A 25,482-nucleotide genomic window follows, 5' to 3' on the forward strand; every position below is an offset into this window, starting at 1 on the left:
CCGCCTTCCAGACCCGTCGATTTCCTGCGCTCTGAGCCTTCGGAGCGCAGTCGTTCGACGGGTCTGGGGAACTCGGGAACGTAGGGTGGGGGCATGGCCTCCAAGAAGAAGCGTCAACCGGCGCGCCCGCAGGAGTTCCGGTCGCAGGCGCTCGCCGAGGCCCTCGAACGGCAGGACATGGCTGCGGTCGCCCTCGCGCTGCGTCACGGCAACACCGTCGTGCCGCTGATCAAGCCGGGCCCGCGCGACAAGCCCCTCGACGGCGGCGAGGTCTGGACCTACCGCGACCCGAACACCGCCGAGGTCGCCCTGCTGCTCTTCAGCGATGCCGCGAACAAGCCCGCCAACCTGCCGCCCGCGGTCGGCCTGCACAGCCCGGCGTGGCTGCGCTCGTTCCTCAGCACGCACCGCTCGGAGATCACGACCGTGTTCCTCGACATCGCCGGCCCGCACCCGATGCAGGCGTCGCCCGGCGACCTGCTCGCCGCGCTCGACGCCTAGCTTCTCCGGCGGGGCGAGCGGATGCCCCTGAGCCGGCCGCGCCCGTGAGCCGAGCCGGCGTCAGAACACCGCGTCGAGCTCCTGCTCCCGGGCGGATGCCCGGGTCATGAGCGCGTGCTCGACGGCCGCCTTGACGCTGCCGACCTCGTCGTCGATGAGGCGGCGGTAGCCGAGCCGTCGTGCCTCGGCGGCGCGCTGCCGGGCGGCCGCGACCGGCCGCACCTCGCCGGCGAGGCTGATCTCGCCGACCGCGGCGATCTCGGCCAGCACCGCGCGGTCGCTCATCGCGCTCGCGATGGCCACCGCGATCGCGAGGTCGGCGCCCGGCTCGGCGAGCCGCACCCCGCCGACCGTCGAGACGTACACGTCGTGCGCGCCGAGCCGCGAGTACCCCGCCCGCCGCTCGAGCACCGCGATGATCATGGCCACCCGAGACGAGTCGACGCCGCTCACCACGCGCCGCGGCTGGGGCGCGTTGGTCGAGACGACGAGCGCCTGCACCTCGACCGGCAGCGCGCGCCGGCCCTCGAGCGCCACGGTCACGCAGGTGCCGCTCACCGCGACCCGCGACCGCGAGAGGAACAGTCCGCTCGGGTCGGGCACCTCGCTGATGCCCTCGCCGGTCATCTCGAAGCAGCCGACCTCGTCGGTCGGGCCGAACCGGTTCTTGAGCGCGCGCACGAAGCGCAGCGCCGTGTGCCGGTCGCCCTCGAACTGGCAGACGACGTCGACGAGATGCTCGAGCAGTCGCGGGCCCGCGATGGAGCCGTCCTTCGTGACGTGCCCGACGAGCAGCACCGGGAGGTGTCGCTGCTTCGCGAGCCGGATGAGCGTGGACGCGACCTCGCGCACCTGGCTCGGCTGCCCGGCGACGCCGTCGGACTCGGCGCTCGACACGGTCTGCACCGAGTCGACGATGAGCAGGTCGGGCTCGACCGCGTCGACCTGCCCGAGCACGGTCGCGAGGTCGGTCTCGGATGCGAGGAAGAGCGTGTCGTGCAGCGCACCCGTGCGCTCGGCGCGCAGGCGCACCTGCGCAACCGACTCCTCGGCGCTCACGTACAGCACACGGCGGCCGGATGCAGCGGCGCGCGCCGCGACCTCGAGCAGCAGCGTCGACTTGCCGACGCCCGGCTCGCCGCTCAGCAGGATGGCCGCGCCCGGCACGATGCCGCCGCCCAGCACGCGGTCGAATTCGCCGACGCCCGTCGGGCGATGCCGCGAATCCTCGGCCGCCGCCTCGGTGATGGGCCGGGCTCGCGAGGCATCCGCCACCGCCGCCGGCCGCACGGCCTTCGCCTCGGCCGCAGCAGCGCCGTGCTCGACGACGGTGCCCCACTGCTGGCACTCGCCGCAGCGGCCCACCCACTTGACCGTCGTCCAGCCGCACTCGGAGCAGCGGAACGACGTGGAGGGGCGGGCCATGCTGCGAGTGTAGGCGCGGCCCCCGACAGCCGGCGCGAGGCGCTGCGCGTGCCGCCCGGGCCCTGCGGCATCCGCCCTCGTTTTGGCGCAGCGCGCCGTCGCGGTTACGATAGTCGGCGGTACCGTGTCCGAGCGGCCTAAGGTGCAACTCTCGAAAAGTTGTGTGGGTGAAAGCCCACCGTGGGTTCAAATCCCACCGGTACCGCTCCAGAAACCCCCTCCTCGGAGGGGGTTTCGTCGTTCCCGTGGATGGGTTCAGCGGCGGAGGTCGTCCGGGTCGATCGTGGGGAGCTGCCCGGTGGGCGGCGCGTTGTAGACGAACGTCGGCACGCCCCAGCCCGTGAGCACCGAGACGATGCGGATCGTGGGGATGATCACGATCGGCACCCAGAACACGACCAGCTCGGGCACGTCGAGCTCGAGCAGCAGCACGTAGACGAGCGCGCCGACGAGTGCCGCGGTGATGTAGAACTGCCCGCCGCGCAGCACGTCGGGGATCTCGTTCGCGAGCATGTCCCGGATGATGCCGCCGCCGACACCCGCGATGACGCCGATGATCGCCGCGCCCACCGGGTTCGCCCCGGCCTGGATCGCCACGTTCGTGCCGACGACGACGAAGAGCGCCATGCCCGCGGCATCCGACAGCTGCACGATCCGGTAGCGACGCAGCAGGTCGATCGCGCGCGTCCGGGTGAGCGGCACGACGACCAGCGCGGTGATCGCGCCGACGAGCAGGAACGTGGGGTTCTGCACCCAGAACACCGGCGTGCTGCCGAGCAGCAGGTCGCGCACCGTGCCGCCGCCGACGCTGACGATGCAGGCGAGCACGATCACGCCCACGAGGTCCATCTGCTTGCGGCCTGCGGCGACCGCCCCGGAGATCGCGAACGCGACGGTGCCGGCGTACTCCAGCGACGCCTGCACCACGGCGAGTGCGGTCGAGACCGAATCGGATGCCGCTGAGATCATCGCCCCTCCCTCCGCCAGTCACTCTAGGCCGAGGCGCGAAGCCACGATGGCCCCTCGATTGGGAGGGGCTACACGGCTCGCGAACTGCCATCATGAGGGCATGCCCACGACGGTATCCGCCCCGATCATGGTGGGCAGGAGCGCCGAGCTCGGCACCCTGCGGGAGGTGTTCGCCTCGGGGCGCGACGGCCGACCGGCCGCCGTCGTGGTGCGCGGGGAGGCCGGGATCGGCAAGTCCCGGCTCGTGAGCGAGTTCCTGACGGCGGTGCGTGAGCCGGCCGACGGTGCGCCCGTCGTCGTGGCGGTGGGCCAGTGCGTCGACCTGGGGCCGATCGGCGCCCCGTTCACGCCGTTGCGACCGATGCTGCGCGACCTCATCGACGCCGTCGGCGAGGAGGCGTTCCAGTCTGCGGCTGGTGGGGGAGCGGTGCTCGGCATCCTCGCGTCGCTGCTGCCCGAACTGACGGCCGGGGAGGTGCCGGCGGCGGTCGGCGGGCCGGACCAGGTCGCCGAGTCGATCGAGCGGCTCCTCGAGCACCTCTCCTCGACCCACCACCTGGTGCTCGTGATCGAAGACCTGCACTGGGCCGACACCGCCACGCTCGCCCTGCTCAGGACGCTCGCCACGAGCCTGCGCGGGCAGCGGCTGACCCTCGTGATGACCTATCGCACCGACGACGTCGGCCGGGGGCATCCGCTGCGATCGGTGCTGGGGGAGCTCGAGCGCAGCCGCAACGTCGTACGTGTCGAGTTGACGCGGCTCACCTCCGCCGAGGTGGGCGAGCAGATCCGCGCGATCGCTGGAGATGCCGTCGCCGAGCAGCTCGCCGACCGCGTCGCGCTGCGCAGCGACGGCGTGCCGTTCCTGGTCGAGGAGGTGCTCGCCGTCGGTGACGGGCCGCTCGCCGACACCGTCGTCGACCTGGTGCTCGCGCGCTGGGAACGCCTGTCGCGCGCCGCGCAACGCGTGGTCGGGGTGCTGGCCGTAGGCGGAGTGCGGGTGTCCGACGAAGTGCTGCGCCAGGTGGCCGACATCGACGGCCTCGACGAGGCGCTGCGCGAGGCGATCGACGCGAACGTGCTGTCGGTCGAGGGTGAGGCGTATGTCTTCCGGCATGCGCTCATCCGCGAGGCGGTGCACGCCGACCTGCTGGCGGGCGAGCGCCTCGGACTGCATCGCCGGTACGCCGAGGCGCTGCAGGTCCGGCTCGACGGGGGCGACGCGTCGGTCGCCGCGGAGGCTGCGGAGCACTGGCTCGCGGCACGCGACGACGACCGCGCGTTCCGCGCCACGGTGCGGGCGTATCGCGATGCCGCGGCGAGCTTCGCCCCGCCGGCAGCGGCCCGATTCGGTGAGCGGGTGCTGGCGCTCTGGAGCAACGCGCACGACCCCGAGCAGGTCGTGGGCACGACTCATGCCGGCTTCGCGGCCGACCTCTGCGACGTGCTCAACGACCTCGGCGACATGGAGCGCCTCCGCGCGGTCGCCCTCCAGGCGCTGGAGACGCCCGGACTCGACCGGATCGTCGAGGCCCGCCTGTGCGTGCAGCTGGCCATCGCCGCCAGCACGACCGCCGACTACACGGTGCACCGCGAGTGGATGGCGCGCGCGGAGGCGGCGCTGGGATCCGCAGACGGGCCGGAGGAGAAGCGGCTGCTCGCGCTGGCGCTCTCGGGCCGGGCCGTATCGCCCGAGCTCGGGGACGCGCCGCCGGAGATGTTGGAACAGCTCGAGGCGCGCGCGCTCGCGCTCGCCCGCGAGAGCGGCGACGTCGACGCGATCGCGAACGTCGTGCAGCGGATCGGTTGGCGCTGCCTTGCGCGCGGCGACATCGAGGGTGCGGTCGAGGCGCATCTCGAGGTGACCCGCATCGCCCGCCCCGGCAACCTGCGATACATCGCGCTCTGCAACCTCTCCGACCTGTACTTCCGGCTGGGGCGGTACGACGACGCGATCGCGCTGGCCCGGGATGCCGTCGACGAGTGCGTGCGGCTGGGCGTGGAGCGACTCCACGGCTCGATCATCCGCACGAACCTGGGCGAATCGCTGATCGCCAGCGGCCACCTCGACGAGGGGATCGCCGAGGAACGGCGGGCGCTCGCGCTCCTGCCGCACGGCTCGGTGTTCCGCTCGTTCGCGCTGCGCACCATCATGTGGGCCGAGATCTGGGCCGACCGGCCGGAGGACGCAGCGCTGACCGGTGAGGGCGAAGACGGCGCCGCGAGTGCAGCGACGACCGAGGACCGCGACGAGGGGCTCGGGTGGAAGCGCACGCTCGCCACGGCCGACCTGATCGCGGCCGAGTCCGCGACCGGTGACGAGCGGAGCGCACTCATCGGCTCGGCGGTCGCGCACGCCGCGACCGTCACCGAGGACTTCGCAGAGATCACCCCCGGCTTCCGGGAGCAGATGCTGCCCACCGCGGCGTGGGCGCTGCGGGCCGCGGCCGAGGCAGGGGTGTCGAACGAGGTGACCGCCGCGCTGCGCTCGGTCGTCGAGCAGGACGTCGCCGCCATCGACGACGTCGGGCCGCGCGCGTTCTTCCGCGCCATCGTGCCCGCCGAGCTCGCGGGGGCCGACGGTGCATCGGTCGTGTCGCGCGTCGCGCTCTGGCGGGTGGTGGTCGATGCCTGCGCGAACGCCGCCGTGCCGCGACTCGCGGTGCACTACGCCCACTACCGGCTCGCCGAGCAGCTCGTCGCAGCCGGAGAGCGGGAGGAGGCTGCGGCGCTGCTCGACGGCCTCGTCGCACATGCGGGCGAAGACGGCCTCGTGGTCGTGGCACGGTGGGCGCGCGAGCTCCGCGAGCGTGCCGGCCTCGCTCGCCGGGGAGGCGGGCCGGCCGACGCCACGCAGCTGACCGCCCGCGAACGGCAGGTGCTCGACCTCGTCGCGGCCGGGCTCACGAACCGGCAGATCGGCGAGCGCCTGTTCATCTCGCACAAGACCGCGTCGGTGCACGTCTCGGCGATCCTCGCGAAGGTCGGCGCGGCGAACCGCGCCGAGGCGGCTGCCTACGCGGCCCGGCTCTCCGAGGGCGACTGACGGCCGTCAGCGCGAGGCGCGAGCGGCGACGCGCGACGCCACGGTGAACGATCCGAGCGCGAGGCCGGCGCACGCGACCATGACGATGGCGAGCGGGAGCGCCGTCGACTCGCCGCCGACGCCCACGATCGGGGCGACCGCCGCGCCCAGGGCGAACTGGGTCGCGCCGAGCACCGCCGAGCCCGTGCCCGCGGCCCGTGGCACGGCGCCGAGCGCGAGGGCGGTCGCGTTGCCCATGACCAGGCCGAGGCTGCTCACGCAGACGAACAGCGGCACCGCGAGCCAGCCGGCGGGCGCACCCGACAGGCTGAGCGCGAGGAAGGCCACCGCCCCGGTCAGGATCGCCGACAGGCCGACGGCGACGAGCCGGGCCGGTTCGACGGATGCCGCGAGCCTGGCCGCGACCCAGGTCATCGCCATGAGCCCGAGCGCGTTCACCCCGAACCCGAGGCCGTAGACGACCGGGCCCACGCCCATCATCACCTGGTACACGAACGGCGATGCGGCGATGTACGACATCATGACCGCGAAGCCGAACCCGAAGGCGAGCGTGTTGCCGACGAACACCGCCGAGCCGAGGTCGCGCGCGCCCGATCCGTGGGTCGACTGCAGCGCCCGGAGTTCGTCGCGCCGCGACCTCGGGAGCGACTCGGGCACGACGGTGAGGACGCCGGCCAGCATCAGCACGGCGAGGCCGAGCACGACGCCCAGCAGCCCGCGCCAGCCGAGCGGGTCGGCGAGGATCCCGCCGATGAGGGGTGCGATGACCGGGGCGACCCCGACCACGAGCATCATGAGGCTGAACGCGCGCGCGGCGGCACGCCCGGTCGCCAGGTCGGCGATCACGGCCCTGGCGATGACCATGCCCGCCGCGCCGGTGACGCCCTGCGCGAAGCGCGCCGCGGTGAGCACCTCCACGTTCGGCGCCAGCACCGCGATCGTGCTCGCGGCCACGTAGATCGCTGCGCCGACGATGAGCGGCACGCGCCGTCCGAAGCGGTCGGATACCGGGCCGAAGACGAGCTGGCCGACGGCCAGCCCGAGCAGGAACGCCGTGAGGGTGACCTGCACGCCGCTCGCGGTCGTGTCGAGGTCGTCCAGCATCTCGGGGAACGCGGGCAGGTACAGGTCGGTCGCGAACGGCGCGACCGCGGTGAGGAGGCCGAGCGTGACGAGCAGGAGCGGCGTCACGCGCAGTCCGGCCGGTGCGGGCGAGGTGCCGGGGATACGGTGCTGCTCCGGCGACGCCGGCGGGTCCTGGTGCGTGCTCATCGTCTGACAACCTATCGCCGGTGATCGTCACCGGTGAGCCGCGGCGTCCGTCCCGCCCACGGCGCGGCGTCAGGAGTTCCCGGCGACGTCTTGCAGCTTCTCCAGCACCTGGTCGATCGTGAACGACGCCGGCCGCTGGCGCACCGGGAACTCCTCGAGCGTCGAGAGCATCTTCGCCACGTACGCCTGCGCGGGCACGAACAGGAAGACGCGGTCGAGCAGCCAGTCGTAGTAGGTGTTCGACGTCTGGTCGGCGCGTTCGTACGGGTCGGTGCGCAGGTTGAAGAGCTTCGGCGCGCGCAGCTCGACCCACGGGTCGAGCCAGACGGCGAGCGTGCCCTGGGTGCGCTGCTCGAGGAAGACGATCTTCCAGTTGTCGTAGCGGATGGCCGTGAGGTCACCCTCGTCGGAGACGTAGAAGAAGTGCTTGCGCGGGCTCTCGTCGACCTCGCCCGTGAGGTACGGCATCAGGTCGTGCCCGTCGAGATGCACCTTGAAGTGCGAGCCCGCGAGCTCGGTGCCCGCGGCGAGGCGGTCGGCCACGTCGTGGTCGCCGACGGCCGAGAGCAGCGTGACGAACCAGTCGTCGTGGCTCGCGATGCCGTTCAGCACCGTGCCCTCCGGGATGTGCCCGGGCCAGCGCACCATCGCCGGCACGCGATAGGCGCCCTCCCAGTTCGAGTTCTTCTCGTTGCGGAACGGTGTCATGCCGGCATCCGGCCAGCTGTTCATGTGCGGCCCGTTGTCGGTCGAGTACATGACGATCGTGTTCTCGGCCAGGCCCAGCTCGTCGAGCAGGTCGAGCAGGTCGCCGACCAGGTTGTCGTGGTCGATCATCGTGTCGTGGTACTCCGACTGCCACCGACCGGCCTGGCCGCGACTCGACTCCTTGGTGTGGGTGCGGAAGTGCATGTGCGTAGAGTTGAACCAGACGAAGAACGGGGTGTCGTCGGCGGCCTGCGTGCGGATGAAGTCGGCCGCCGCATCGCGGAACTCCTCGTCGCAGGTCTCCATGCGCTTCCGGGTGAGGGGCCCGGTGTCCTCGACGCGCTGCGTGCCGTCGCCGTTCGCCCAGGAGTGGATGACCCCGCGCGGGCGGAACCGCTCGCTGAAGTTCGGGATCTCGTCGTCGGTGGGGTAGTCGGGGTGCTCCGGCTCCTCCTCGGCGTTCAGGTGGTACAGGTTGCCGAAGAACTCGTCGAACCCGTGCATCGTGGGCAGGAACTCGTCGCGGTCGCCGAGGTGGTTCTTGCCGAACTGGCCGGTGGCGTAGCCGTGCTCCTTGAGCGCGGTGGCGATGGTCGGGTCCTCGGCGCGCAGGCCGATGTCCGCACCCGGCATGCCGACCTTCGTGAGTCCCGTGCGGTACGGGTTCTGCCCGGTGATGAAGGCGGCGCGACCGGCCGTGCAGCTCTGCTCGCCGTAGTAGTCCGTGAAGCGCACGCCCTCCTCGCCCACGCGGTCGATGTTCGGGGTGCGGTACCCCATCAACCCGTCGGAGTAGGCGCTGACATTCGAGATGCCGATGTCGTCGCCCCAGATGATGAGGATGTTGGGCGTGTCGGCCATGACGTGTCCTTCCTGCGTCGATGGGGGAACCGTCGAGTGGGGGAACACGGCCATCCAACCATCGCCGAACGCCGGGCGACAGGGGCGGAGGGTGAACTTTCGACATAGCATGGAGGCGCGAGGATAGCCCGGGGGTATCGGTGAGTGGTTCGATGACACGTCGACAGGTGCTGGCGCTGGGCGCGGTCGGCGTCGGCGCGGTCGCCGTGGGGGGAACCGCGCTCGTCGTCGCCAATCTCGGCTCCGAGGCGCCGGAGGGCACCGATCAGGGCGCGTCCGACGACGCGACGTCCTCGCCGGCCGGCGCGACGGGATGGCACGAGCCCGAGGTGATCGAGTCGGTCGACGGCGTGCTCGATCTCGACCTCGAGCTCGCCCCGGCCGACGTCGTGCTGGGCGGCACCTCGGTGCGCATGCTCGCGTACAACGGCACCGTGCCGGGACCGACCCTGCACCTGCGACCGGGTGACCTGCTGCGCGTGCGCCTGCGCAACGGGCTCGACGAACCCACCAACCTCCACACGCACGGGCTCGTCGTCTCCGCAGCGGAGAACAGCGACAACCCGTTCGTGCACATCGCGCCCGGCGACACGTTCGACTACGAGATCGCCCTGCCGGACGACCACCCGGTCGGCGTGTGCTGGTACCACCCGCACCACCACGGCATGGTGACAGACCAGCTGTTCGCCGGGCTGTACGGGGCGATCGTGGTGGACGACGAGGACTGGGCCGAGGTCGCGCCCCGGATCGTCGTCGTGTCGGACACCACGATCGCCGACGGCGCCGTCGCGACCGTGTCGCGGGCGGAGCGCATGCTGGGACGCACCGGCGAGACCCTGCTCACGAACGGAGGGGTCGCTCCCGAACTCGCAGCACCGCCCGGCGAGGACCAGCGGCTCCTCATCGTGAACGCCTGCGCGAGCCGGTACCTCGACCTGCGGTTCGACGGCCTCGGCGCGCGCCTGCGCGGTCTCGACTCCGGCCACCTCGCCGAGTCGCCCGCGGACCGCCTCGTACTGGCTCCCGGCAACCGCGCCGACATGGTGGTCACGGTCCCGGACTCCGCCACGGCCGTGACGGCCGTCGGCTACGACCGCGGCGGCATGGGCATGGGCATGATGAGCGGCGCATCCACGGTCGCACCCGACGCCGTCGTGCTCACCGTCGTGCCGGATGCCGCGGCCCCGGCGCCGAGCGTCGCCGACGCGACCCCGGAGTCGCACCCCGACCTGCGCGACGCGGCGATCGACGGTACGCGCGCGCTCACGATGGAGATGAGCGCGGGTGCGGGCGCCGGCGGCATGCGCTTCCTGATCGACGGACGGGAATTCGCGCCTGGGCGCGTCGACCAGCAGGTGCGCATCGGCACGGTCGAGGAGTGGACGATCGAGAACACCTCGCCCATGGACCATCCGTTCCACCTGCACATCTGGCCCATGCAGGTCGTGCGCGAAGGCGGCGGCGAGGTGCCGGGTCTCGATCTGCGCGACGTCGTCGACGTGCCCGCGGGCGGCGCCGTCACCGTGCGGATCGCGTTCGACCGCTTCCCCGGCCGCACGGTCTACCACTGCCATATCCTCGACCACGAAGACCTCGGCATGATGGGCGTGATCGAGGCCGGCTGACGCCCGAGATCACGGCGATCGGATGCCTCAGGCGTCGCGCGCGCACCGGAAGCCGATGTGCGACTGCCCGGTGTCCTCGGCCTGGGGCGAGCGCGCGGCGGGCCGGAATCGCAGGCAGTAGTCGGGCGAGCAGAGGTGCGAGCCGCCCTTCAGCACCCGGCGGGGCATGTTCGGGAAGCCGTCCTGGGCGCTCGCCGAGGCGAGCAGGTTGGTGCGGCGGCCCGGGTCGACCGGGGTGTCCGACAGCTGCACGTGCCGGGGCGTGTAGTAGTCGCTCGTCCACTCCCAGACGTTGCCGGTCATGTCGTACAGGCCGTAGCCGTTGGCGGGGTAGGAGCCGACCGGCGCCGTGCCGCCGACGCCGCGGTTGTCGTACGGGAAGCGCCCGAGCCACGAGTTGGCGAGCGCCTCGCCCCCGGGGTACGGTTCGTCGCCCCACGCGAACCGGGCGCCGTCGAGGCCGCCGCGCGCGGCGTACTCGTGCTCGGCCTCGGTGGGCAGGCGCACGCCGGCCCACTCGGCGTAGGCGGTCGCGTCCTCGAAGGCGACGTGCACGACCGGATGCTGCGCGAGGTCGTCGATGCCTGAGTCCGGGCCGGACGGATGCCGCCAGCTCGCGCCGGGCTCCCACCGCCACCAGTTCCGCCAGTCGCGCAGGTCGACCGGGCCGGGCGTCGGGGTGAAGACCATCGCACCGGGAACGAGCTCGGCGGGGTCGACGCCCGGGAACTCGGCGGGGTCGAGCGGGCGCTCGGCGACGGTGACGTACCCGGTCGCATCCACGAACTCGGCGTACTGCGCGTTCGTCACCTCGTACCGGTCGATCTCGAAGGTCGCCACTGCGCGCTCGTGCACGGGCTGCTCGTCGGGGTAGAACTCCGTCGAGCCCATGCGGAACGTGCCGCCGGGGATCCGCACCATGTCCCTGGTCGAGGTCGCCATGCCTCCACGTTAGTCCGGGGCCGGTGCCCCGGTCCGCGCGACGGCCGTTCCGGCCGGCGCGCTCACTTCGCCACGAGCGTCGTCTCGAACGCGTAGAGGTCCGGGCGGTAGCAGTGGTGGCCGTACTCGACCGCGCGGCCCGAGTTGTCGAAGGCGACGCGCTCCATCGTGAGCACGGGGCCGCCGCGGTCGATGTCGAGCAGGTCGGACTCGTCGCCGTGGGCCCGCCGCGCGCCGATGCGCTGGTTGGCGACCTTGATCGTCACCCCGCGACCGCGGAGGATCTGGTAGAGCCCGCGCGCCTCGAGCTGCTCGGTCGTGATGTCGGCGAACTCGACCGGCAGGTAGTTCTCGAGCACCGCGACCGGCACGCCGTCGGTCGAGCGCTGCCGGCGCAAGTAGACGACGTCGCTGCCGACGGCCACGCCGAGCGCCTCTGCGGTGGCCTCGTCGGCCGGCTTCGTGTCGTGCTCGAGGACCCGGGTGCTCGGCTCGTGGTCCGACCCCTGCAGGTCCTCGTACAGGCTCGTCAGCTCCACCTGCCGGGTCACCTGGCCCTGCACCACCTGGGTGCCGATGCCGCGTCGCCGCACCAGCAGGCCCTTGTCGACGAGCTCCTGCATCGCGCGGCGGATGGTCGGCCGCGAGAGGCCGAGGCGCTTGCCGATGGCGATCTCGTTCTCGAGCCTCGCGCCCGCCGGCACCTCACCCGACCGGATCGCCCGCTCCAGCGCCTGGGCGACCTGGAAGTAGAGCGGCACCGGGCCCGTGCGGTCGATGTCGGTGAGCAGGTCGTCGAGTCGGATCGTGTCGGCATCGGGCATGGTCCGCTCCTCCGGGGGCATGACGTCGTTATGTCATGACAATGATACGTCCACGACGGTTTGTCCGTGCGAGCGGGCCGCCGGAGCGTCGCCCACTTGCGCTGCATCCGGCTTGTGCTATTGTTAGGACATATAGACCGAATCCGGTCGACGACGACGAGACACAGAGGGGTGTACAGCGGAGTATGACGGTGCACACGGATCCCATGGACGTCCTGGCGATCGGTCGCCTCGGCGTCGACATCTACCCCCTCCAGGACGGAGTGGGCCTCGAGGACGTCGAGACGTTCGGCAAGTACCTCGGCGGCAGCGCGGCGAACGTGACGGTGGCCGGCGCGCGCCACGGTCGGCGCACCGCGCTGGTCTCCCGGGTGGGCGACGATCCGTTCGGCCGTTACCTCCTGCGCGAGCTCGAGCGGCTCGGCGTCGACAACCGGTACGTTCCGGTCGACCCCGACCTGCCCACCCCGGTCACGTTCTGCGAGATCTTCCCGCCCGACGACTTCCCGATCTACTTCTACCGCGAGCCGAAGGCGCCCGACCTCGCCATCACCGAGGCCGACCTCGACCTCGATGCAGTGCGTGCGGCGCGCATCCTCTGGTTCACGGCAACCGGGCTCACCCAGGAGCCGAGCCGCTCGACGCACCTCGCGGCCCTCGCCGCGCGAACCGAGGGGCACACGATCTTCGACCTCGACTACCGTGCGATCTTCTGGCCCGGCGTCGAGGTGGCGCGCGAGCAGGTCGGTCGTGCGCTCGAGCACGCCACGATCGCGATCGGCAACCGCGAGGAGTGCGAGGTCGCGGTCGGCGAGACCGAGCCCATGCGCGCCGCCGACGCCCTGCTGGAGCGCGGCGTCGAGCTCGCGGTGGTCAAGCAGGGCCCGAAGGGCGTGCTCGCGAAGACGCGCGACGAGACCGTCGAGGTGCCGCCCCACTGGGTGGACGTCATCAACGGGCTCGGCGCGGGCGACGCGTTCGGCGGCGCCTTCTGCCACGGCCTGCTCGCGGGCTGGGACCTGGAGCGGATGCTGCGGTTCGCGAACGTGGCCGGCGCGGTCGTCGCGTCCCGCCGCGAGTGCTCGACGGCGATGCCGACCGAATCCGAGGTGCTGGCGCTCCTCGGGGAGGAGGACTGAGATGACCTCGTCGATTCCGGGGCCGGCCGACTTCGCGCGACTGCGCGAACTGCGCGCCCGCCACCCCGAGCAGCTGCAGGCGGCGTACGAGCGTCGCACGCGCAGGGACATCCTGCGGGGCGACGGGCGGCTGTTCATCGTGGCCGCGGACCACCCCGCGCGCGGCGCGCTCGCCGTGGGGCGGAACGCGACCGCGATGGCCGACCGGTACGACCTCCTCGAGCGTCTGGCCGTCGCACTCGACCGCCCGGGCGTGGACGGCGTGCTCGGCACGCCCGACATCCTCGACGACCTCGCCGGCCTCGGGCTGCTCGACGACAAGATCCTCGTCGGCTCGATGAACCGGGGCGGGCTGCGCGGCGCGCGCTTCGAGATGGACGACCGCTACACCGGCTACGACGTGGACTCCATGGTCGCGTCGGGCATCGACTTCGCAAAGACGCTCATCCGCGTGAACCTCGACGACCCCGGCACGGCGGCGACGCTCGAGGCGACCGCCGCCGCCGTCACCGAGGCCGCCGGGGCCCGCCTGCCGATCATGCTCGAGCCGTTCATGAGCCGCTGGGCCGACGGGCGGATCGTCAACGACCTCACCACCGACGACGTGATCCTCTCGATCGCGATCGCCTCGGGGCTCGGGGCGAGCAGCGCCTACACGTGGATGAAGCTGCCCGTCGTCGACGACATGGAGCGCGTCATGGCGTCCACGACCATGCCCACGCTGCTGCTCGGCGGCGACTCGGGCGCCGACCCCGACCAGACGTTCGCGGCCTGGGAGGACGCGCTCGCCCTGCCCGGGGTGCGCGGCCTCACCGTCGGCCGCACGCTGCTCTACCCGCCCGACGGCGACGTCGCCGCGGCCGTCGACATCGCCGCCGGCCTCGTCCACGCCGACCTGCTCACCGCACGCTGAAGGAGATCCCCGCATGAGCCTCACCGAGACCGCCGCCGCAGGCGTCACCACGCCCGATGCGCCCGTCATCCCGCACTGGATCGACGGCGCCGAGCGGCCCTCGACGAGCGGGCGCACCGCGCCCGTGTACAACCCCGCCACCGGCCGGGTCGCGGCGCACGTCGCGCTGGCCGACCAGGCCGAGATCGACGAGGCGATCGCCTCGGCGCAGCGCGGGTTCGAGGTCTGGAGCGGCTGGTCCATCGCCAAGCGCCAGACCGTGCTGTTCGCGTTCCGCGAGCTGCTGAACGCCCGCAAGGGCGAGCTGGCCGAGATCATCACGGCCGAGCACGGCAAGGTCGTCTCCGACGCGATGGGCGAGATCCTTCGCGGGCAGGAGGTCGTCGAGCTCGCGACGGGCTTCCCGCACCTGCTGAAGGGCGCGTACACCGAGAACGCGTCGACCGGCGTCGACGTCTACTCGCTGCGGCAGCCGCTCGGCGTCGTCGGCGTGATCAGCCCGTTCAACTTCCCGGCGATGGTGCCGATGTGGTTCTTCCCGATCGCGATCGCGGCGGGCAACGCGGTGGTCGTGAAGCCCAGCGAGAAGGACCCGTCCGCCTCGCTCTGGCTGGCGCGGCTGTGGGCCGAGGCAGGCCTGCCCGAGGGCGTGTTCACCGTGCTGCAGGGCGACAAGCTCGCGGTCGACGGGCTGCTGACCAGCCCGACCGTGCAGTCGATCTCGTTCGTCGGGTCGACGCCGATCGCGCAGTACATCTACGAGACCGCGTCGAAGCACGGCAAGCGCGTGCAGGCACTCGGCGGTGCGAAGAACCACATGCTCGTGCTGCCCGACGCCGACCTCGACCTGGTCGCCGACCAGGCGGTGAACGCCGGGTACGGCGCCGCGGGCGAGCGGTGCATGGCCATCTCGGTCGTGCTCGCCGTCGAGCCGGTCGCCGACGACCTGATCGCGAAGATCCGCGAGCGCATCGGCCGTCTGCGGATCGGAAACGGCGCAGGCGGCCCGGCCGGCGAGCCCGACATGGGGCCGTTGATCACCGACGTGCACCGTGACAAGGTGTCGGGATATGTGGACATCGCCGAGGCGGACGGTGCCACGGTCGTCGTCGACGGCCGCGGGCTCGGTGTCGACGGCCACGAGGACGGCTTCTGGTTCGGGCCGACGCTGCTCGACCGTGTGCCCACCACGTCGCGGGCGTACACCGAGGAGATCTTCGGCCCGGTGCTCTCGGTCGTGCGGGTCGAGTCGTTCCAGGAGGGCATGGACCTCATCAACTCCGGCGCGTTCGGCAACGGCACCGCGATCTTCACCAACGACGGCGGCGCCGCACGCCGCTTCCAGACCGAGGTGCAGGTCGGCATGATCGGCATCAACGTGCCGATCCCGGTCCCGGTCGCGTACCACTCGTTCGGCGGCTGGAAGTCGTCGCTGTTCGGCGACGCGAAGGCGTACGGGGTCCACGGGTTCGACTTCTTCACCCGCGAGAAGGCCATCACCAGCCGCTGGCTCGACCCCGCCACCCACGGCGGCATCAACCTCGGCTTCCCCCAGAACCACTAGGCCGCGCACGCGGTTCGAGAGACAGGACAGGGCACGATGAGCACCACCGACCAGCGCTGGTTCCACCCCCGCGGCGCCCTCGCGCGCGACGGGTGGGAGAGCGTCGTCGATGCGTCGACGCCCGGGTGGGCGCACACCGGCCTCCGCGTCGCGGAGCTCCGCGACGGCGACCGCCTGGACCTCGACGGCGGCGACGTCGAGCGCATCGTGGTGCCGCTCGCCGGAGCGTTCCGGGTGACCCACGATGACGGCTCCGGCATCGCCGAGACCGTGCTCGAGGGTCGCCGCTCGGTGTTCCACGGCCCGACCGACGTGCTCTACCTCGGAGCCGGCACGAGCGCTGCCGTCACCGGCGAGGGTCGCGTCGCGGTGGCCGAGGCACCGACCGCTGAGCGCCGGCCCGCCCGGTCCATCCCGGCGGCGTCCACCCCGGTCGAGCTGCGGGGCGCGGGGGCGTCGAGTCGCCAGGTGCACAACTTCGGCACCCCGGAGGCGCTCGACGCCGCCCGGCTCATCGTGTGCGAGGTCGTGACCCCCGCCGAGAACTGGTCGTCCTACCCGCCGCACAAGCACGACGAGCACGTGCCGGGGCACGAGTCGCGCCTCGAGGAGATCTACTACTTCGAGGCCGCGCCGACTCGCGGAGCACAGGCGGGAGCGGATGCCGCCTTCGGCATGTTCAGCGCGTACTCGTCGCCCGCCGGCGAGATCGACATCAACGCGATGGTGCGCACGGGCGACATCGCGCTCGTGCCGTACGGCTACCACGGGCCCGCGGTCGCGGCCCCGGGGTACGACCTCTACTACCTGAACGTGATGGCGGGGCCCGACCCCGAGCGCGAATGGCGCATCAGCGACGACCCGGCGCACGCCTGGGTCCGCGACACCTGGGCGGACCAGCCGTTCGATCCCAGGCTTCCCTATGGCGACGACGAGGAGGGCCGGCACTGATGGCGGCGACGAGGCGGATGACGGTGAGCCAGGCGCTCGTGGAGTTCCTGGCGCACCAGTGGACGGTCGACGGCGACGTGCGCGAGCGCACGATCCCGGGGATGTTCGGCATCTTCGGGCACGGCAACGTCGCGGGCATCGGGCAGGCGCTCAAGCAGGCGAACGTCGAGCAGCCCGATCTGATGCCCTACTACCAGGCCCGCAACGAGCAGGCGATGGTGCACCAGTCGGTGGGCTTCGCGCGGATGCACCGCCGTCGCGCGACGCTCGCCTCCGCGGCATCCGTGGGGCCGGGCGCGGCGAACATGCTGACCGGCGCGGCGCTCGCGACCACCAACCGGCTCCCCGCGCTGCTGCTGCCGAGCGACACGTTCGCCACCCGCGTGGCCGACCCGGTGCTGCAGCAGCTCGAGCAGCCCTGGGACATCGGCCTGACCGTCAACGACGCGTTCCGGCCGCTCTCGAAGTTCTTCGACCGGGTGCAGCGCCCCGAGCAGCTGCCCTCGATCGCGCTCGCCGCGATGCGCGTGCTGACCGATCCGGCCGAGACCGGCGCGGTCACGATTGCGCTCCCCGAGGACGTGCAGGCCGAGGCGTTCGACGTGCCGGTCGAGTTCCTGCAGGACCGCGAGTGGCACATCCGCCGGCCCCTGCCGGAGCGCGGGGCGCTCGCGCGGGCCGTCGCCGCGATCCGCGGGGCACGGCGGCCGTTCATCGTCGCCGGCGGCGGCGTGCTCTACTCGGGCGCGGAGGCGCAGCTGCGCGCGCTCGTCGAGGCCACCGGCATCCCCGTGGGCACCTCGCAGGCTGGCGGCGGCGTGCTGGACTGGGACCACCCGCAGTACCTCGGCGGCGTCGGGGCGACCGGCACGTCCGCGGCGAACCGCCGGGCGGCCGAGGCCGACGTCGTGATCGGCATCGGCACGCGCTACAGCGACTTCACGACGTCGTCGCGCACGGCGTTCCAGGACCCGGACGTGGTCTTCGTGAACGTCAACGTGGCCGCGTTCGACGCGTACAAGCACGGCTCCCAGCTGCCGGTGGTGGCGGATGCCCGAGAGGCGATCGACGCCCTCGCCGAAGCGCTCGCCGGGTGGACCGTCGACGACGCGTACCGTGCGCAGGTCGCTTCGGAGAAGGCGGCCTGGGACGCCGCCGTCGACCGTGCGTTCGCGCCGTCGAGGCTCGACCTGCCCGGGCAGCCGGAGATCATCGGCGCGGTCCAGTCGTCGACCGGGCCGAAGGACGTCATCGTCCAGGCGGCCGGCTCGCTGCCCGGCGACCTGCACAAGCTCTGGCGGGTGCGCGATCCGCTCGGCTACCACGTCGAGTACGCGTTCTCCTGCATGGGGTACGAGATCGCGGGCGGCCTCGGCGCCAAGCGCGGCCTGCTCGCCGACGGCGACGACCGCGACGTCGTGGTCATGGTCGGCGACGGCTCGTACCTCATGCTCAACACCGAGCTGGTCACCGCGGTCGCCGAGGGCATCAAGCTGATCGTCGTGCTCATCCAGAACCACGGCTACGCCTCGATCGGCCACCTCTCCGAGACGGTGGGCTCCGAGCGCTTCGGCACCTGGTACCGCGAGTACGACCCGGAGGCCCGGAACTTCCAGGGCGATCAGGTGCTGCCGGTCGACCTCGCGGCGAACGCACGCAGCTACGGGCTCGACGTGATCGAGGTGGAACCCGGCCCCGGCGCGATCGACGACCTGAAGCGGGCGATGGCGACGGCGAAGGCCTCGACCCGCTCGACGTTCATCCACGTGCACAGCGACCCCCTGGTCTACGCGCCCGACGGCGAGGGCTGGTGGGACGTGCCGGTACCCGAGGCATCCACGCTCGACTCCACGCTGCGGGCGCGCGGCGAGTACGAGCAGCAGCGTGCCGCGCAGCGTCCGCTGCTCGGCTGAGCGACCACGACGACTCGACGGAGAGACACATGACGGACACGACCTCGATCGACCGGGCACCCGGCGGGGCGACCGGCGCCGGCCCGGGCCTGCGCATCGGCACCGCACCCGACAGCTGGGGCGTCTGGTTCCCCGACGACCCGGCCCAGGTGCCCTGGGACCGCTTCCTCGACGAGGCGGCCGCGGCGGGCTACTCGTGGATCGAGCTCGGCCCGTACGGCTACCTGCCCACCGACCCGCACCGGCTCGCCGACGAGCTCGGCTCGCGCGGGCTCCAGCTCTGCGCGGGCACGGTGTTCACCGGGTTCCACAAGGGCGACGACCAGTGGCAGCGGGCCTGGGACCAGGCGCTGCAGGTCGCGGGACTCGTCTCGCAGCTGGGCGCCGAGCACCTCGTCGTGATCCCCGACCTCTGGCGCAGCGACGCCACCGGCGAGGCGCTCGAGTCGCGCACGCTCGACGACGCGCAGTGGGCGAAGCTCGCGGCCGGCCACGACCGGCTCGGGAGGGCGCTCTGGGAGGAGTTCGGCATCCGCCAGCAGTTCCACTCGCACGCCGACAGCCACGTCGGCACGACCCGCGAGGTGCTGCGATTCCTCGACGAGACCGACCCGCGCTACACCAACCTCTGCCTCGACACCGGGCACTTCGCGTACTACGGCGGCGACAGCCTCGGGCTCGTGCGCGAGCGCCCCGACCGCATCGGCTACCTGCACCTCAAGCAGGTCGACCCCACGCGCCTGTTCGACGTGCTGAAGAACGACGTCTCGTGGGCCGACGCCGCGGCCGAGGGCATCATGGTCGAACCGCCCGGGGGCGTCCCCGAGCTCGGCCCGGTGATCGAGGCCGTCGCGGCGATCGATCCGGAGATCTTCGCGATCGTCGAGCAGGACATGTACGGATGCCACGTCGACGCGCCCTTCCCCATCGCCTCCCGCACGCGGGAGCACATCTTCGCCTGCACGCACCTGGCGCGCGTGCGGTGACCGAACGGACACCCGGGAGAGACACCATGACCAACGACCTGCGGATCGGCGTCGTCGGCGCCGGGCTCATGGGAGCCGACCACATCGCACGCATCACGGGGCGCATCAGCGGCGCCGTCGTCTCGGCCGTCGTCGAGCCCGACGCCGGCCGCGCCGCGGCTGCCGCCGAGGCAGCCCCCGGCTCGCGGGCGTTCAGCCGGATCGAGGAGGCGATCGACGCCGACGCGCTCGACGCAGTGCTGATCGCGACGCCCGGGCGGTTCCACGAGCCCGTGCTCGCGCCGTCGCTCGAGGCGGGGCTCCCGATCCTCTGCGAGAAGCCGCTCACGCCCGACTCGGAGTCGTCGTGGCGCATCCTCGAGCTCGAGCAGCGGCTCGACCGGCCGCACATCCAGGTCGGCTTCATGCGCCGGTTCGACGCCGAGTACGAGGAGCTCCGCGCGCTCATCGCCTCGGGCGACGCGGGCGAGCTGCTCATGCTCCGCGGCGTGCACCGGAACCCCTCGGTGCCCGCGAGCTACGTGCAGGAGATGCTCATCAACGACTCGGTCGTGCACGAGTTCGACGTCGTGCCCTGGCTGGCGGGTTCGCCCGTCGCATCCGTCGAGGTGAAGTACCCCCGCCGGAACCCGCTGTCGCCTGCGCACCTGCGCGAGCCGATCCTCGTGCTGATGGAGCTGCAGAACGGCGTCTACGTCGACGTGGAGATGAACGTCAGCGTGCAGTTCGGGTACCAGGTGGGCACCGAGGCGGTGTTCGACCGCGGCCTCGCCCGCATCGGCCAGCCGTCGGGGCTGCAGCGGTGGGACGCCGGGCGCTTCGGCGTCGCCGAGCACGAGAGCTTCGTGACCCGCTTCGCCGACGCGTACGACCGGCAGGTCCAGCGCTGGGTGGACGCCGTGCGCGCCGGCACCCTGGTCGACGGGCCGAACGCCTGGGACGGCTACCGCGTCGCGATCGCCTGCGAGGCGGGCGTGCGGGCGCTCGCCGGGGGCGTCGTTCCCGTGGAGGCCCCCGACCGACCCGAGTTCTACGCCTGATCGAAGGAGATCCGATGGTCCGCATCGCACTCGACCCCACGCCCTACCACCACGACCACGGCCTGCTGGAGTTCCCCGAGGTCGCCGCGCGGCTGGGGTACGAGCACCTGCAGCTCACGCCGCACGTCGACTTCTCGCCGTTCTTCCGGCACCCGAGGGCCGACGACGCGCTCGTCGCGAAGTTCAGGAAGGCCGCATCCGACGCCGGGGTGTCGATCCCCGCGATCCTGCCCGTGCAGCGCATCTCCTGGCCGGACGAGCCGGAGCGCCAGGCCGCGGTGCGGAACTTCCGGCGCATCATCCAGCTGGCGGTCGAGCTCGAGGTCCCGGCGATCAACACCGAGTTCTCCGGCCGCCCCGAGCGCTCCGAGGAGTCGGAGGCCGCGTTCTACCGCTCGATGGACGAGCTGCTGCCGATCATCCAGTCGGAGGGCCTGCGCCTGAACGTCGACCCGCACCCCGACGACTTCGTCGAGGACGGGCTCGAGGCGTGGCGGGTGCTCCGCGGGCTGAATTCGGACGCGGTCGGCTTCGTCTACGTGGCCTCGCACACGTTCCACTACGGCGACCGCGCCACGACCCTGCTCCCCGAGATCGGCGATCGGCTCGGCGCCGTGTACGCGGCCGACACGTTCGACCACACCCGGTCGCACGGGCTCCGCTACATCTCGAACCCGCCGGGCAACACCGCTCGGGTGCACCAGCACCTCCGCATCGGCGACGGCGACGTCGACTGGACGGAGCTGTTCGCGACCCTGCGCTCGACCGGCTACCTCGACCGCCCCGACGCGCTGATCGTGTCGAACGTCTTCGCCGAGGACGAGTCGGCCGACGAGGTGTCGCGCTACCAGCTGGAGCGGCTGCGTGCCCTCGTCGGCTGAGCGGCCGATCGCCTGGGCGAGCTACCCGTACGACGGCGCCGTCGTCCTCGTCACCGGCGGCGGCTCGGGCATCGGCCGCGCGACCGCGCGCGCATTCCTCGAGCAGGGCGCGCGCGTCGCGGTCGCGGGCCGGGGCGAGGCGCCGCTGCGCGAGACGGTCGACGCCGTCCCGGACGCGGAGTCCTGCGTCGTCGTCGCGGACCTCGCGACCGCCGAGGGCGTGCGGGCCACGGTCGACGAGGTCGGTGCGCGGTGGGGGAGCATCGACGTCGTGATCGCGAACGCCGGCCTCTCCGAGCCCGGCACCATCGACGACCTCGACGAGGCCGCCTGGTCGCGCCTGCGCTCGATCAACCTCGACGGGCTGATCCTGCTGGCGCGGGAGGTCGTGCCCTGGTTGCGTCGCTCGAGGGGCACCTTCCTCGCCATGTCGTCGGTCGCCGGCTTCGGCGGCGACTGGAACCAGGCCGGCTACAACGCCACGAAGGGTGCGGTGAACGCGCTCGTGCAGTCGATGGCGCTCGACCTGGGACGCGACGGCGTGCGGGTCAACGCGATCGCACCGGCGTTCACGGCGACCCGGCTCACGCAGGAGCGGCTCGACGACCCCGGGTTCCGCCGCGCGCTGCTGGATCGCCTCGCGCTCGACCGGCCGGGCGTCCCGGAGGACGTCGCGCGCGCCGCGCTCTTCCTCGCGAGCCCCGACGCCGCCTACCTGACCGGGGTGATCCTGCCGGTCGACGGCGGCACGACCGCATCGACCGGAACGCCGCGCCCGGTGCGCTGAGGCGCGTCGCCCGTCACTCCGCCAGCGACGCGGTCAGTCGCGAGTCCGCCTCCCGCAGCACGCGCGCGGCGACCTCGAGGCCCTCGATCCGCCCGAGCGAGACGTCCTCGTGCTCGATGTTCACGAGCATGCCCGGATCGACCTCGTGCAGTGCGCGCAGGAACTCGGTCCAGTAGGCGACGTCGTGCCCCCTGCCGAGCGCGACGAAGTCCCACGCCGACTCGGCGGGCCACTCGTTGGCCCACTCGTCACCGCCGAGGTTGGTGCGCGCCTCGTCGGGGGAGAGGCGGCGGAAGCGGTTGTCGAGCACGCCGTAGAGCGCGGCGTGCTCGACATTGACCCGCACGTCCTTCGCGGCGGCGTGCACGACGAGCTCGCCGAGGTGGCGGATGACCGCGACCGGGTCCATCTGCTGCCAGAACAGGTGCGACGCGTCGAGCTCGACGCCGAGGTGGGTCGAGCCGGTGAGTTCCACGAGCTTGTGGACGTCGGCGGAGTTGAACACGAGGTTCTGCGGATGCAGCTCGAGGGCGATCTTCACGTCGTGGTCGGCGGCCATGCGGTCGAGTTCCCGCCAGAACGGGACGGCGACGTCCCACTGGTAGTCGAGCACGTCGAGCGCGGCCGAGTTCCACGCGTTCACGATCCAGTTCGGCCGGCGCGAGCCCGGCTCGCCGCCCGGCAGGCCTGACATGGTGACGACGCGGTGCTGCCCGAGGCGCTCGGCGAGACGGATGCTGCGGGCGACGTCGGCCGCATGGCGCTCGCCGATGACGGGGTTCGGATGCAGCGGGTTGCCGTTGCAGTTGAGTCCGGCGATCTCCACGCCGGTGCCGTCGAAGACCGCGAGGAAGTCGTCGCGCGCGGCATCCGACTCGAGGATCTGCTCGATGCCGGGGATGTGCGCCGCGGGAAGGAACCCGCCGGAGTTCAGCTCGATGCCGGTGAGCCCCAGGTCGGCCACTGCCGCGATGGCGGCGGGCAGGTCGCGGTCGTGGAGGATCGCGTCGTAGACGCCCAGCTTCATGTCGTGCTCCTTCTCGTGCGGGCCGCGTGCGGCGGGACCGTTGCCGGCCCCGCCGCACGCGGGTCGGGTCAGCGGCGGACGAGGCGCTCGCGCCGGCTCACGGTCGAGATCGCCTGGGTGCGGAAGTCGGTCTCCAGCGTCTCGAGCGAGCGGCCCTTGGTCTCGGGCACGGCGGACCAGACGAAGAAGAACGAGATCGCGTTGACGCCGGCGAAGATGAGGAACGTCGGCATCGATCCCAGCGACTCCACGATGATCGGGAAGACGAACGAGATCGTCGCGTTCACCGTCCAGAGCACGAACACGGCGAGCCCCATCGCGAGGCCGCGGATCGCCAGCGGGAAGATCTCGCTGAGCAGCAGCCACACGCAGGTGCCGATGAAGGCCTGGACGAACGCCACGAACACCATCATGCAGCCGAGGATGACGTAGCTGGTGGCATCCGACGGGGGCAGGGTGAACGCGAGGGCGAGCACCAGCTGCGAGCCGACCACGCCGCCGAAGCCGATCATGAGCATCACGCGGCGCGGCACGAAGCCGAGCAGCCAGATGCCGAGGATCGTCATGGTCACGCTCGTGACGCCGACCCCGATGGTCGCGATGAGCGCGGCCTCGTCGCCGAGCCCGGTGCGGGTCAGGATGCTCGGGGCGTAGTAGTTCACGGTGTTGATGCCGGTCGCCTGCTGCACCGCGGCGAGACCGAATCCGATCCAGAGCAGGCGCCGCATCCAGCGGTTCTCGCGCAGCGCGCGCCACGCGTGCTTGCGGCTGTTGCCCTCGGCGCGGGCGGTGGCGACGATCTCCTCGATCTCCGCGTCCGCCTCGGCGGGGCTGCGGCTGAAGCCGAGCACGCGGCGCGCCTGGTCCATGAGTCCGCGGGCACCGAACCAGCGGGGCGACTCGGGCAGCAGGAACATGCCGAACAGCAGCGCGACGGCGGGCACCGCCGCGACGGCGAGCATGATGCGCCAGACGTGCGGGTCGCTGATCAGCACCGCGAGCAGCGCGTTGATCATGAAGGCGAGCATCTGGCCGGTGACGATCATCAGCTCGTTGATGGTCACCATGCGACCGCGCGTCTCGGCGGGCGCCATCTCGGCCAGGTACAGCGGGGCGGCGACCGCCGCGGCGCCGACGCCGAAGCCGAGCAGGATGCGCGCGACGACCATGAGCGCGACGTTCGGCGCGATGGCACAGGCGATCGCACCCACGAGGAAGATCACGGCGCAGACGATGAGGCTGCGTTTGCGGCCGAGCGCGTCGGCGATGCGGCCGCCGAGCAGGGCTCCGATCGCAGCACCGGGGAAGAGGAGGGAGCTGACGACCCACGCCTCCTCGACCGCGTTCATCGCGAGGTCGTCGCGCATGTAGAGGAGGGCACCGGAGATGACGCCGGTGTCGTAGCCGAACAGCAGCCCGCCGAGCGTGGAGATGACGGTGAGCTTGACCAGGAATCCCTTGCGGCCGGCCGGCGTGGCGGTCTCGGCTGGGGCGGTGGAGTGCGACACGGGGACGCTCCTTTGCGTAGGTCGGCGATCGCAGTCGATCGTGATTTGTAAGGACATACTGTCATATTGCGCGGAGGCGCGCAACAGGGTTTGCACCCGCTGCGGCATTAAGTAAGAATGTCAGGACAAAGTTACGGAAGGAGCGATCATGCCGCTCGTCAGGATCGACCACAGTGATGCACGACCCAACCCCGCCGAGATCGCGAATGCCGTCCATGAGGCGATCGTCGCCGTGTACGGCATCCCGCAGCGAGACCGCTTCCAGGTCGTGACCGCCCGCCCCGCCACGACCATCGTCGCCGAGGACGCCGGGCTCGGGTTCGAGCGCATCGACCCGGTCGTGATCCAGATCTTCACGCAGCGCGGTCGCAGCGACGCCATGAAGCAGTCGCTCTACGCGACCATCGCCGAACGCCTCGGCGAGGTGGGCGTCGCGCCCGAGGACGTCTTCATCGGCTATGTCGAGAACGGGCCGCAGGACTGGTCGTTCGGCTTCGGTCGCGCGCAGTACCTGACCGGCGAACTCGCCGTCCCCGCGGCGGTTCCCGCCGGCTGAGCCGACCGGGGGCGCGTCGTGGCGTCCCCGGTCGTCCGGCGACC

21 protein-coding genes and 1 tRNA gene are annotated in these 25,482 nt (G+C 72.0%); 14 read left to right on the forward strand and 8 right to left on the reverse strand.

All coding sequences use genetic code 11. The features are described from left to right. Positions 1–93 precede the first annotated feature (93 nt). A complete protein-coding gene (locus QMG39_RS10625; RefSeq protein ID WP_281884783.1) occupies positions 94–501 on the forward strand; it encodes a dehydrogenase in 408 nt (135 codons plus the stop codon). Positions 502–561: 60 nt separating this feature from the next. Here QMG39_RS10625 and radA read toward each other — a convergent pair whose 3' ends face one another. Next, the gene (gene radA / locus QMG39_RS10630; protein ID WP_281884785.1) at positions 562–1,926 is read right to left on the reverse strand and encodes a DNA repair protein RadA; all 1,365 of its coding nucleotides are present in this window, start codon (positions 1,924–1,926) and stop codon (positions 562–564) included. Between the two features lie 118 nt (positions 1,927–2,044). Between radA and QMG39_RS10635 the strand changes: the two genes are divergently transcribed. Further along, positions 2,045–2,131: transfer RNA gene (locus QMG39_RS10635), tRNA-Ser, on the forward strand. A gap of 50 nt (positions 2,132–2,181) precedes the next feature. Here the strand turns inward: QMG39_RS10635 and QMG39_RS10640 are convergent. Then, positions 2,182–2,895, reverse strand: coding sequence for a trimeric intracellular cation channel family protein (locus QMG39_RS10640; protein ID WP_281884787.1), 714 nt, complete (start codon positions 2,893–2,895; stop codon positions 2,182–2,184). A gap of 100 nt (positions 2,896–2,995) precedes the next feature. Here QMG39_RS10640 and QMG39_RS10645 point away from each other — a divergent pair, with 100 nt between their 5' ends. Further along, positions 2,996–5,941 (forward strand): helix-turn-helix transcriptional regulator, encoded by a 2,946-nt coding sequence (locus tag QMG39_RS10645; RefSeq protein ID WP_281884789.1) that lies wholly within the window; start codon positions 2,996–2,998, stop codon positions 5,939–5,941. 6 nt (positions 5,942–5,947) lie between these two features. Here the strand turns inward: QMG39_RS10645 and QMG39_RS10650 are convergent, their stop codons facing one another. Both QMG39_RS10650 and QMG39_RS10655 read right to left on the reverse strand, forming a co-directional pair. Beyond that, the gene (locus QMG39_RS10650; RefSeq protein WP_281884790.1) at positions 5,948–7,213 is read right to left on the reverse strand and encodes a multidrug effflux MFS transporter; all 1,266 of its coding nucleotides are present in this window, start codon (positions 7,211–7,213) and stop codon (positions 5,948–5,950) included. Between the two features lie 69 nt (positions 7,214–7,282). Beyond that, positions 7,283–8,782: an arylsulfatase gene (locus QMG39_RS10655; RefSeq protein WP_281884792.1), complete on the reverse strand. Its 1,500-nt coding sequence runs from the start codon at positions 8,780–8,782 to the stop codon at positions 7,283–7,285. A gap of 152 nt (positions 8,783–8,934) precedes the next feature. Here QMG39_RS10655 and QMG39_RS10660 point away from each other — a divergent pair, with 152 nt between their 5' ends. After that, complete coding sequence (locus QMG39_RS10660) at positions 8,935–10,407, forward strand: multicopper oxidase family protein (protein ID WP_281884794.1); 1,473 nt, start codon at positions 8,935–8,937, stop codon at positions 10,405–10,407. A 27-nt stretch (positions 10,408–10,434) separates the two neighbouring features. Here the strand turns inward: QMG39_RS10660 and QMG39_RS10665 are convergent, their stop codons facing one another. Continuing rightward, complete coding sequence (locus QMG39_RS10665; RefSeq protein WP_281887250.1) at positions 10,435–11,328, reverse strand: formylglycine-generating enzyme family protein; 894 nt, start codon at positions 11,326–11,328, stop codon at positions 10,435–10,437. Between the two features lie 83 nt (positions 11,329–11,411). Next, on the reverse strand, positions 11,412–12,173 hold the full coding sequence (locus tag QMG39_RS10670) for a GntR family transcriptional regulator (protein ID WP_281884796.1): 762 nt from the start codon (positions 12,171–12,173) through the stop codon (positions 11,412–11,414). A gap of 206 nt (positions 12,174–12,379) precedes the next feature. Here QMG39_RS10670 and iolC point away from each other — a divergent pair, with 206 nt between their 5' ends. Genes iolC through budC form a run of 9 tightly spaced genes read left to right on the forward strand, consistent with a single transcriptional unit; the run spans position 12,380 to position 22,347 of the window. Beyond that, positions 12,380–13,312, forward strand: a complete 933-nt coding sequence (iolC, locus tag QMG39_RS10675; RefSeq protein WP_281884798.1) for a 5-dehydro-2-deoxygluconokinase — start codon at positions 12,380–12,382, stop codon at positions 13,310–13,312. A 1-nt stretch (position 13,313) separates the two neighbouring features. After that, positions 13,314–14,225, forward strand: coding sequence for a Cgl0159 family (beta/alpha)8-fold protein (locus QMG39_RS10680; RefSeq protein WP_281884799.1), 912 nt, complete (start codon positions 13,314–13,316; stop codon positions 14,223–14,225). Positions 14,226–14,238: 13 nt separating this feature from the next. After that, on the forward strand, positions 14,239–15,789 hold the full coding sequence (locus QMG39_RS10685; RefSeq protein ID WP_281884801.1) for a CoA-acylating methylmalonate-semialdehyde dehydrogenase: 1,551 nt from the start codon (positions 14,239–14,241) through the stop codon (positions 15,787–15,789). 36 nt (positions 15,790–15,825) lie between these two features. After that, on the forward strand, positions 15,826–16,740 hold the full coding sequence (gene iolB / locus QMG39_RS10690; RefSeq protein ID WP_281884803.1) for a 5-deoxy-glucuronate isomerase: 915 nt from the start codon (positions 15,826–15,828) through the stop codon (positions 16,738–16,740). Next, on the forward strand, positions 16,740–18,653 hold the full coding sequence (gene iolD, locus QMG39_RS10695; protein ID WP_281884805.1) for a 3D-(3,5/4)-trihydroxycyclohexane-1,2-dione acylhydrolase (decyclizing): 1,914 nt from the start codon (positions 16,740–16,742) through the stop codon (positions 18,651–18,653). The genes iolB and iolD overlap by 1 nt, the downstream gene beginning before the upstream one ends. 29 nt (positions 18,654–18,682) lie before the next feature. Beyond that, positions 18,683–19,639: a sugar phosphate isomerase/epimerase family protein gene (locus QMG39_RS10700; protein ID WP_281884807.1), complete on the forward strand. Its 957-nt coding sequence runs from the start codon at positions 18,683–18,685 to the stop codon at positions 19,637–19,639. A gap of 26 nt (positions 19,640–19,665) precedes the next feature. Continuing rightward, complete coding sequence (locus QMG39_RS10705) at positions 19,666–20,679, forward strand: Gfo/Idh/MocA family protein (RefSeq protein ID WP_281884809.1); 1,014 nt, start codon at positions 19,666–19,668, stop codon at positions 20,677–20,679. A 14-nt stretch (positions 20,680–20,693) separates the two neighbouring features. Next, positions 20,694–21,560: a sugar phosphate isomerase/epimerase family protein gene (locus QMG39_RS10710; protein WP_281884811.1), complete on the forward strand. Its 867-nt coding sequence runs from the start codon at positions 20,694–20,696 to the stop codon at positions 21,558–21,560. Continuing rightward, a complete protein-coding gene (gene budC, locus QMG39_RS10715) occupies positions 21,544–22,347 on the forward strand; it encodes a meso-2,3-butanediol dehydrogenase (RefSeq protein WP_281884813.1) in 804 nt (267 codons plus the stop codon). The genes QMG39_RS10710 and budC overlap by 17 nt, the downstream gene beginning before the upstream one ends. Before the next feature lie 13 nt (positions 22,348–22,360). Here the strand turns inward: budC and QMG39_RS10720 are convergent, their stop codons facing one another. Next, positions 22,361–23,374, reverse strand: coding sequence for a sugar phosphate isomerase/epimerase family protein (locus tag QMG39_RS10720; RefSeq protein ID WP_281884815.1), 1,014 nt, complete (start codon positions 23,372–23,374; stop codon positions 22,361–22,363). A gap of 68 nt (positions 23,375–23,442) precedes the next feature. Continuing rightward, a complete protein-coding gene (locus tag QMG39_RS10725) occupies positions 23,443–24,882 on the reverse strand; it encodes a sugar porter family MFS transporter (protein ID WP_281884817.1) in 1,440 nt (479 codons plus the stop codon). A 148-nt stretch (positions 24,883–25,030) separates the two neighbouring features. Here QMG39_RS10725 and QMG39_RS10730 point away from each other — a divergent pair, with 148 nt between their 5' ends. After that, positions 25,031–25,438: a tautomerase family protein gene (locus tag QMG39_RS10730; protein WP_281884819.1), complete on the forward strand. Its 408-nt coding sequence runs from the start codon at positions 25,031–25,033 to the stop codon at positions 25,436–25,438. The last annotated feature ends 44 nt before the right edge of the window (positions 25,439–25,482 follow it).

This window comes from Agromyces rhizosphaerae, assembly GCF_027925245.1.
In the GTDB taxonomy this organism is placed as follows: domain Bacteria; phylum Actinomycetota; class Actinomycetes; order Actinomycetales; family Microbacteriaceae; genus Agromyces; species Agromyces rhizosphaerae.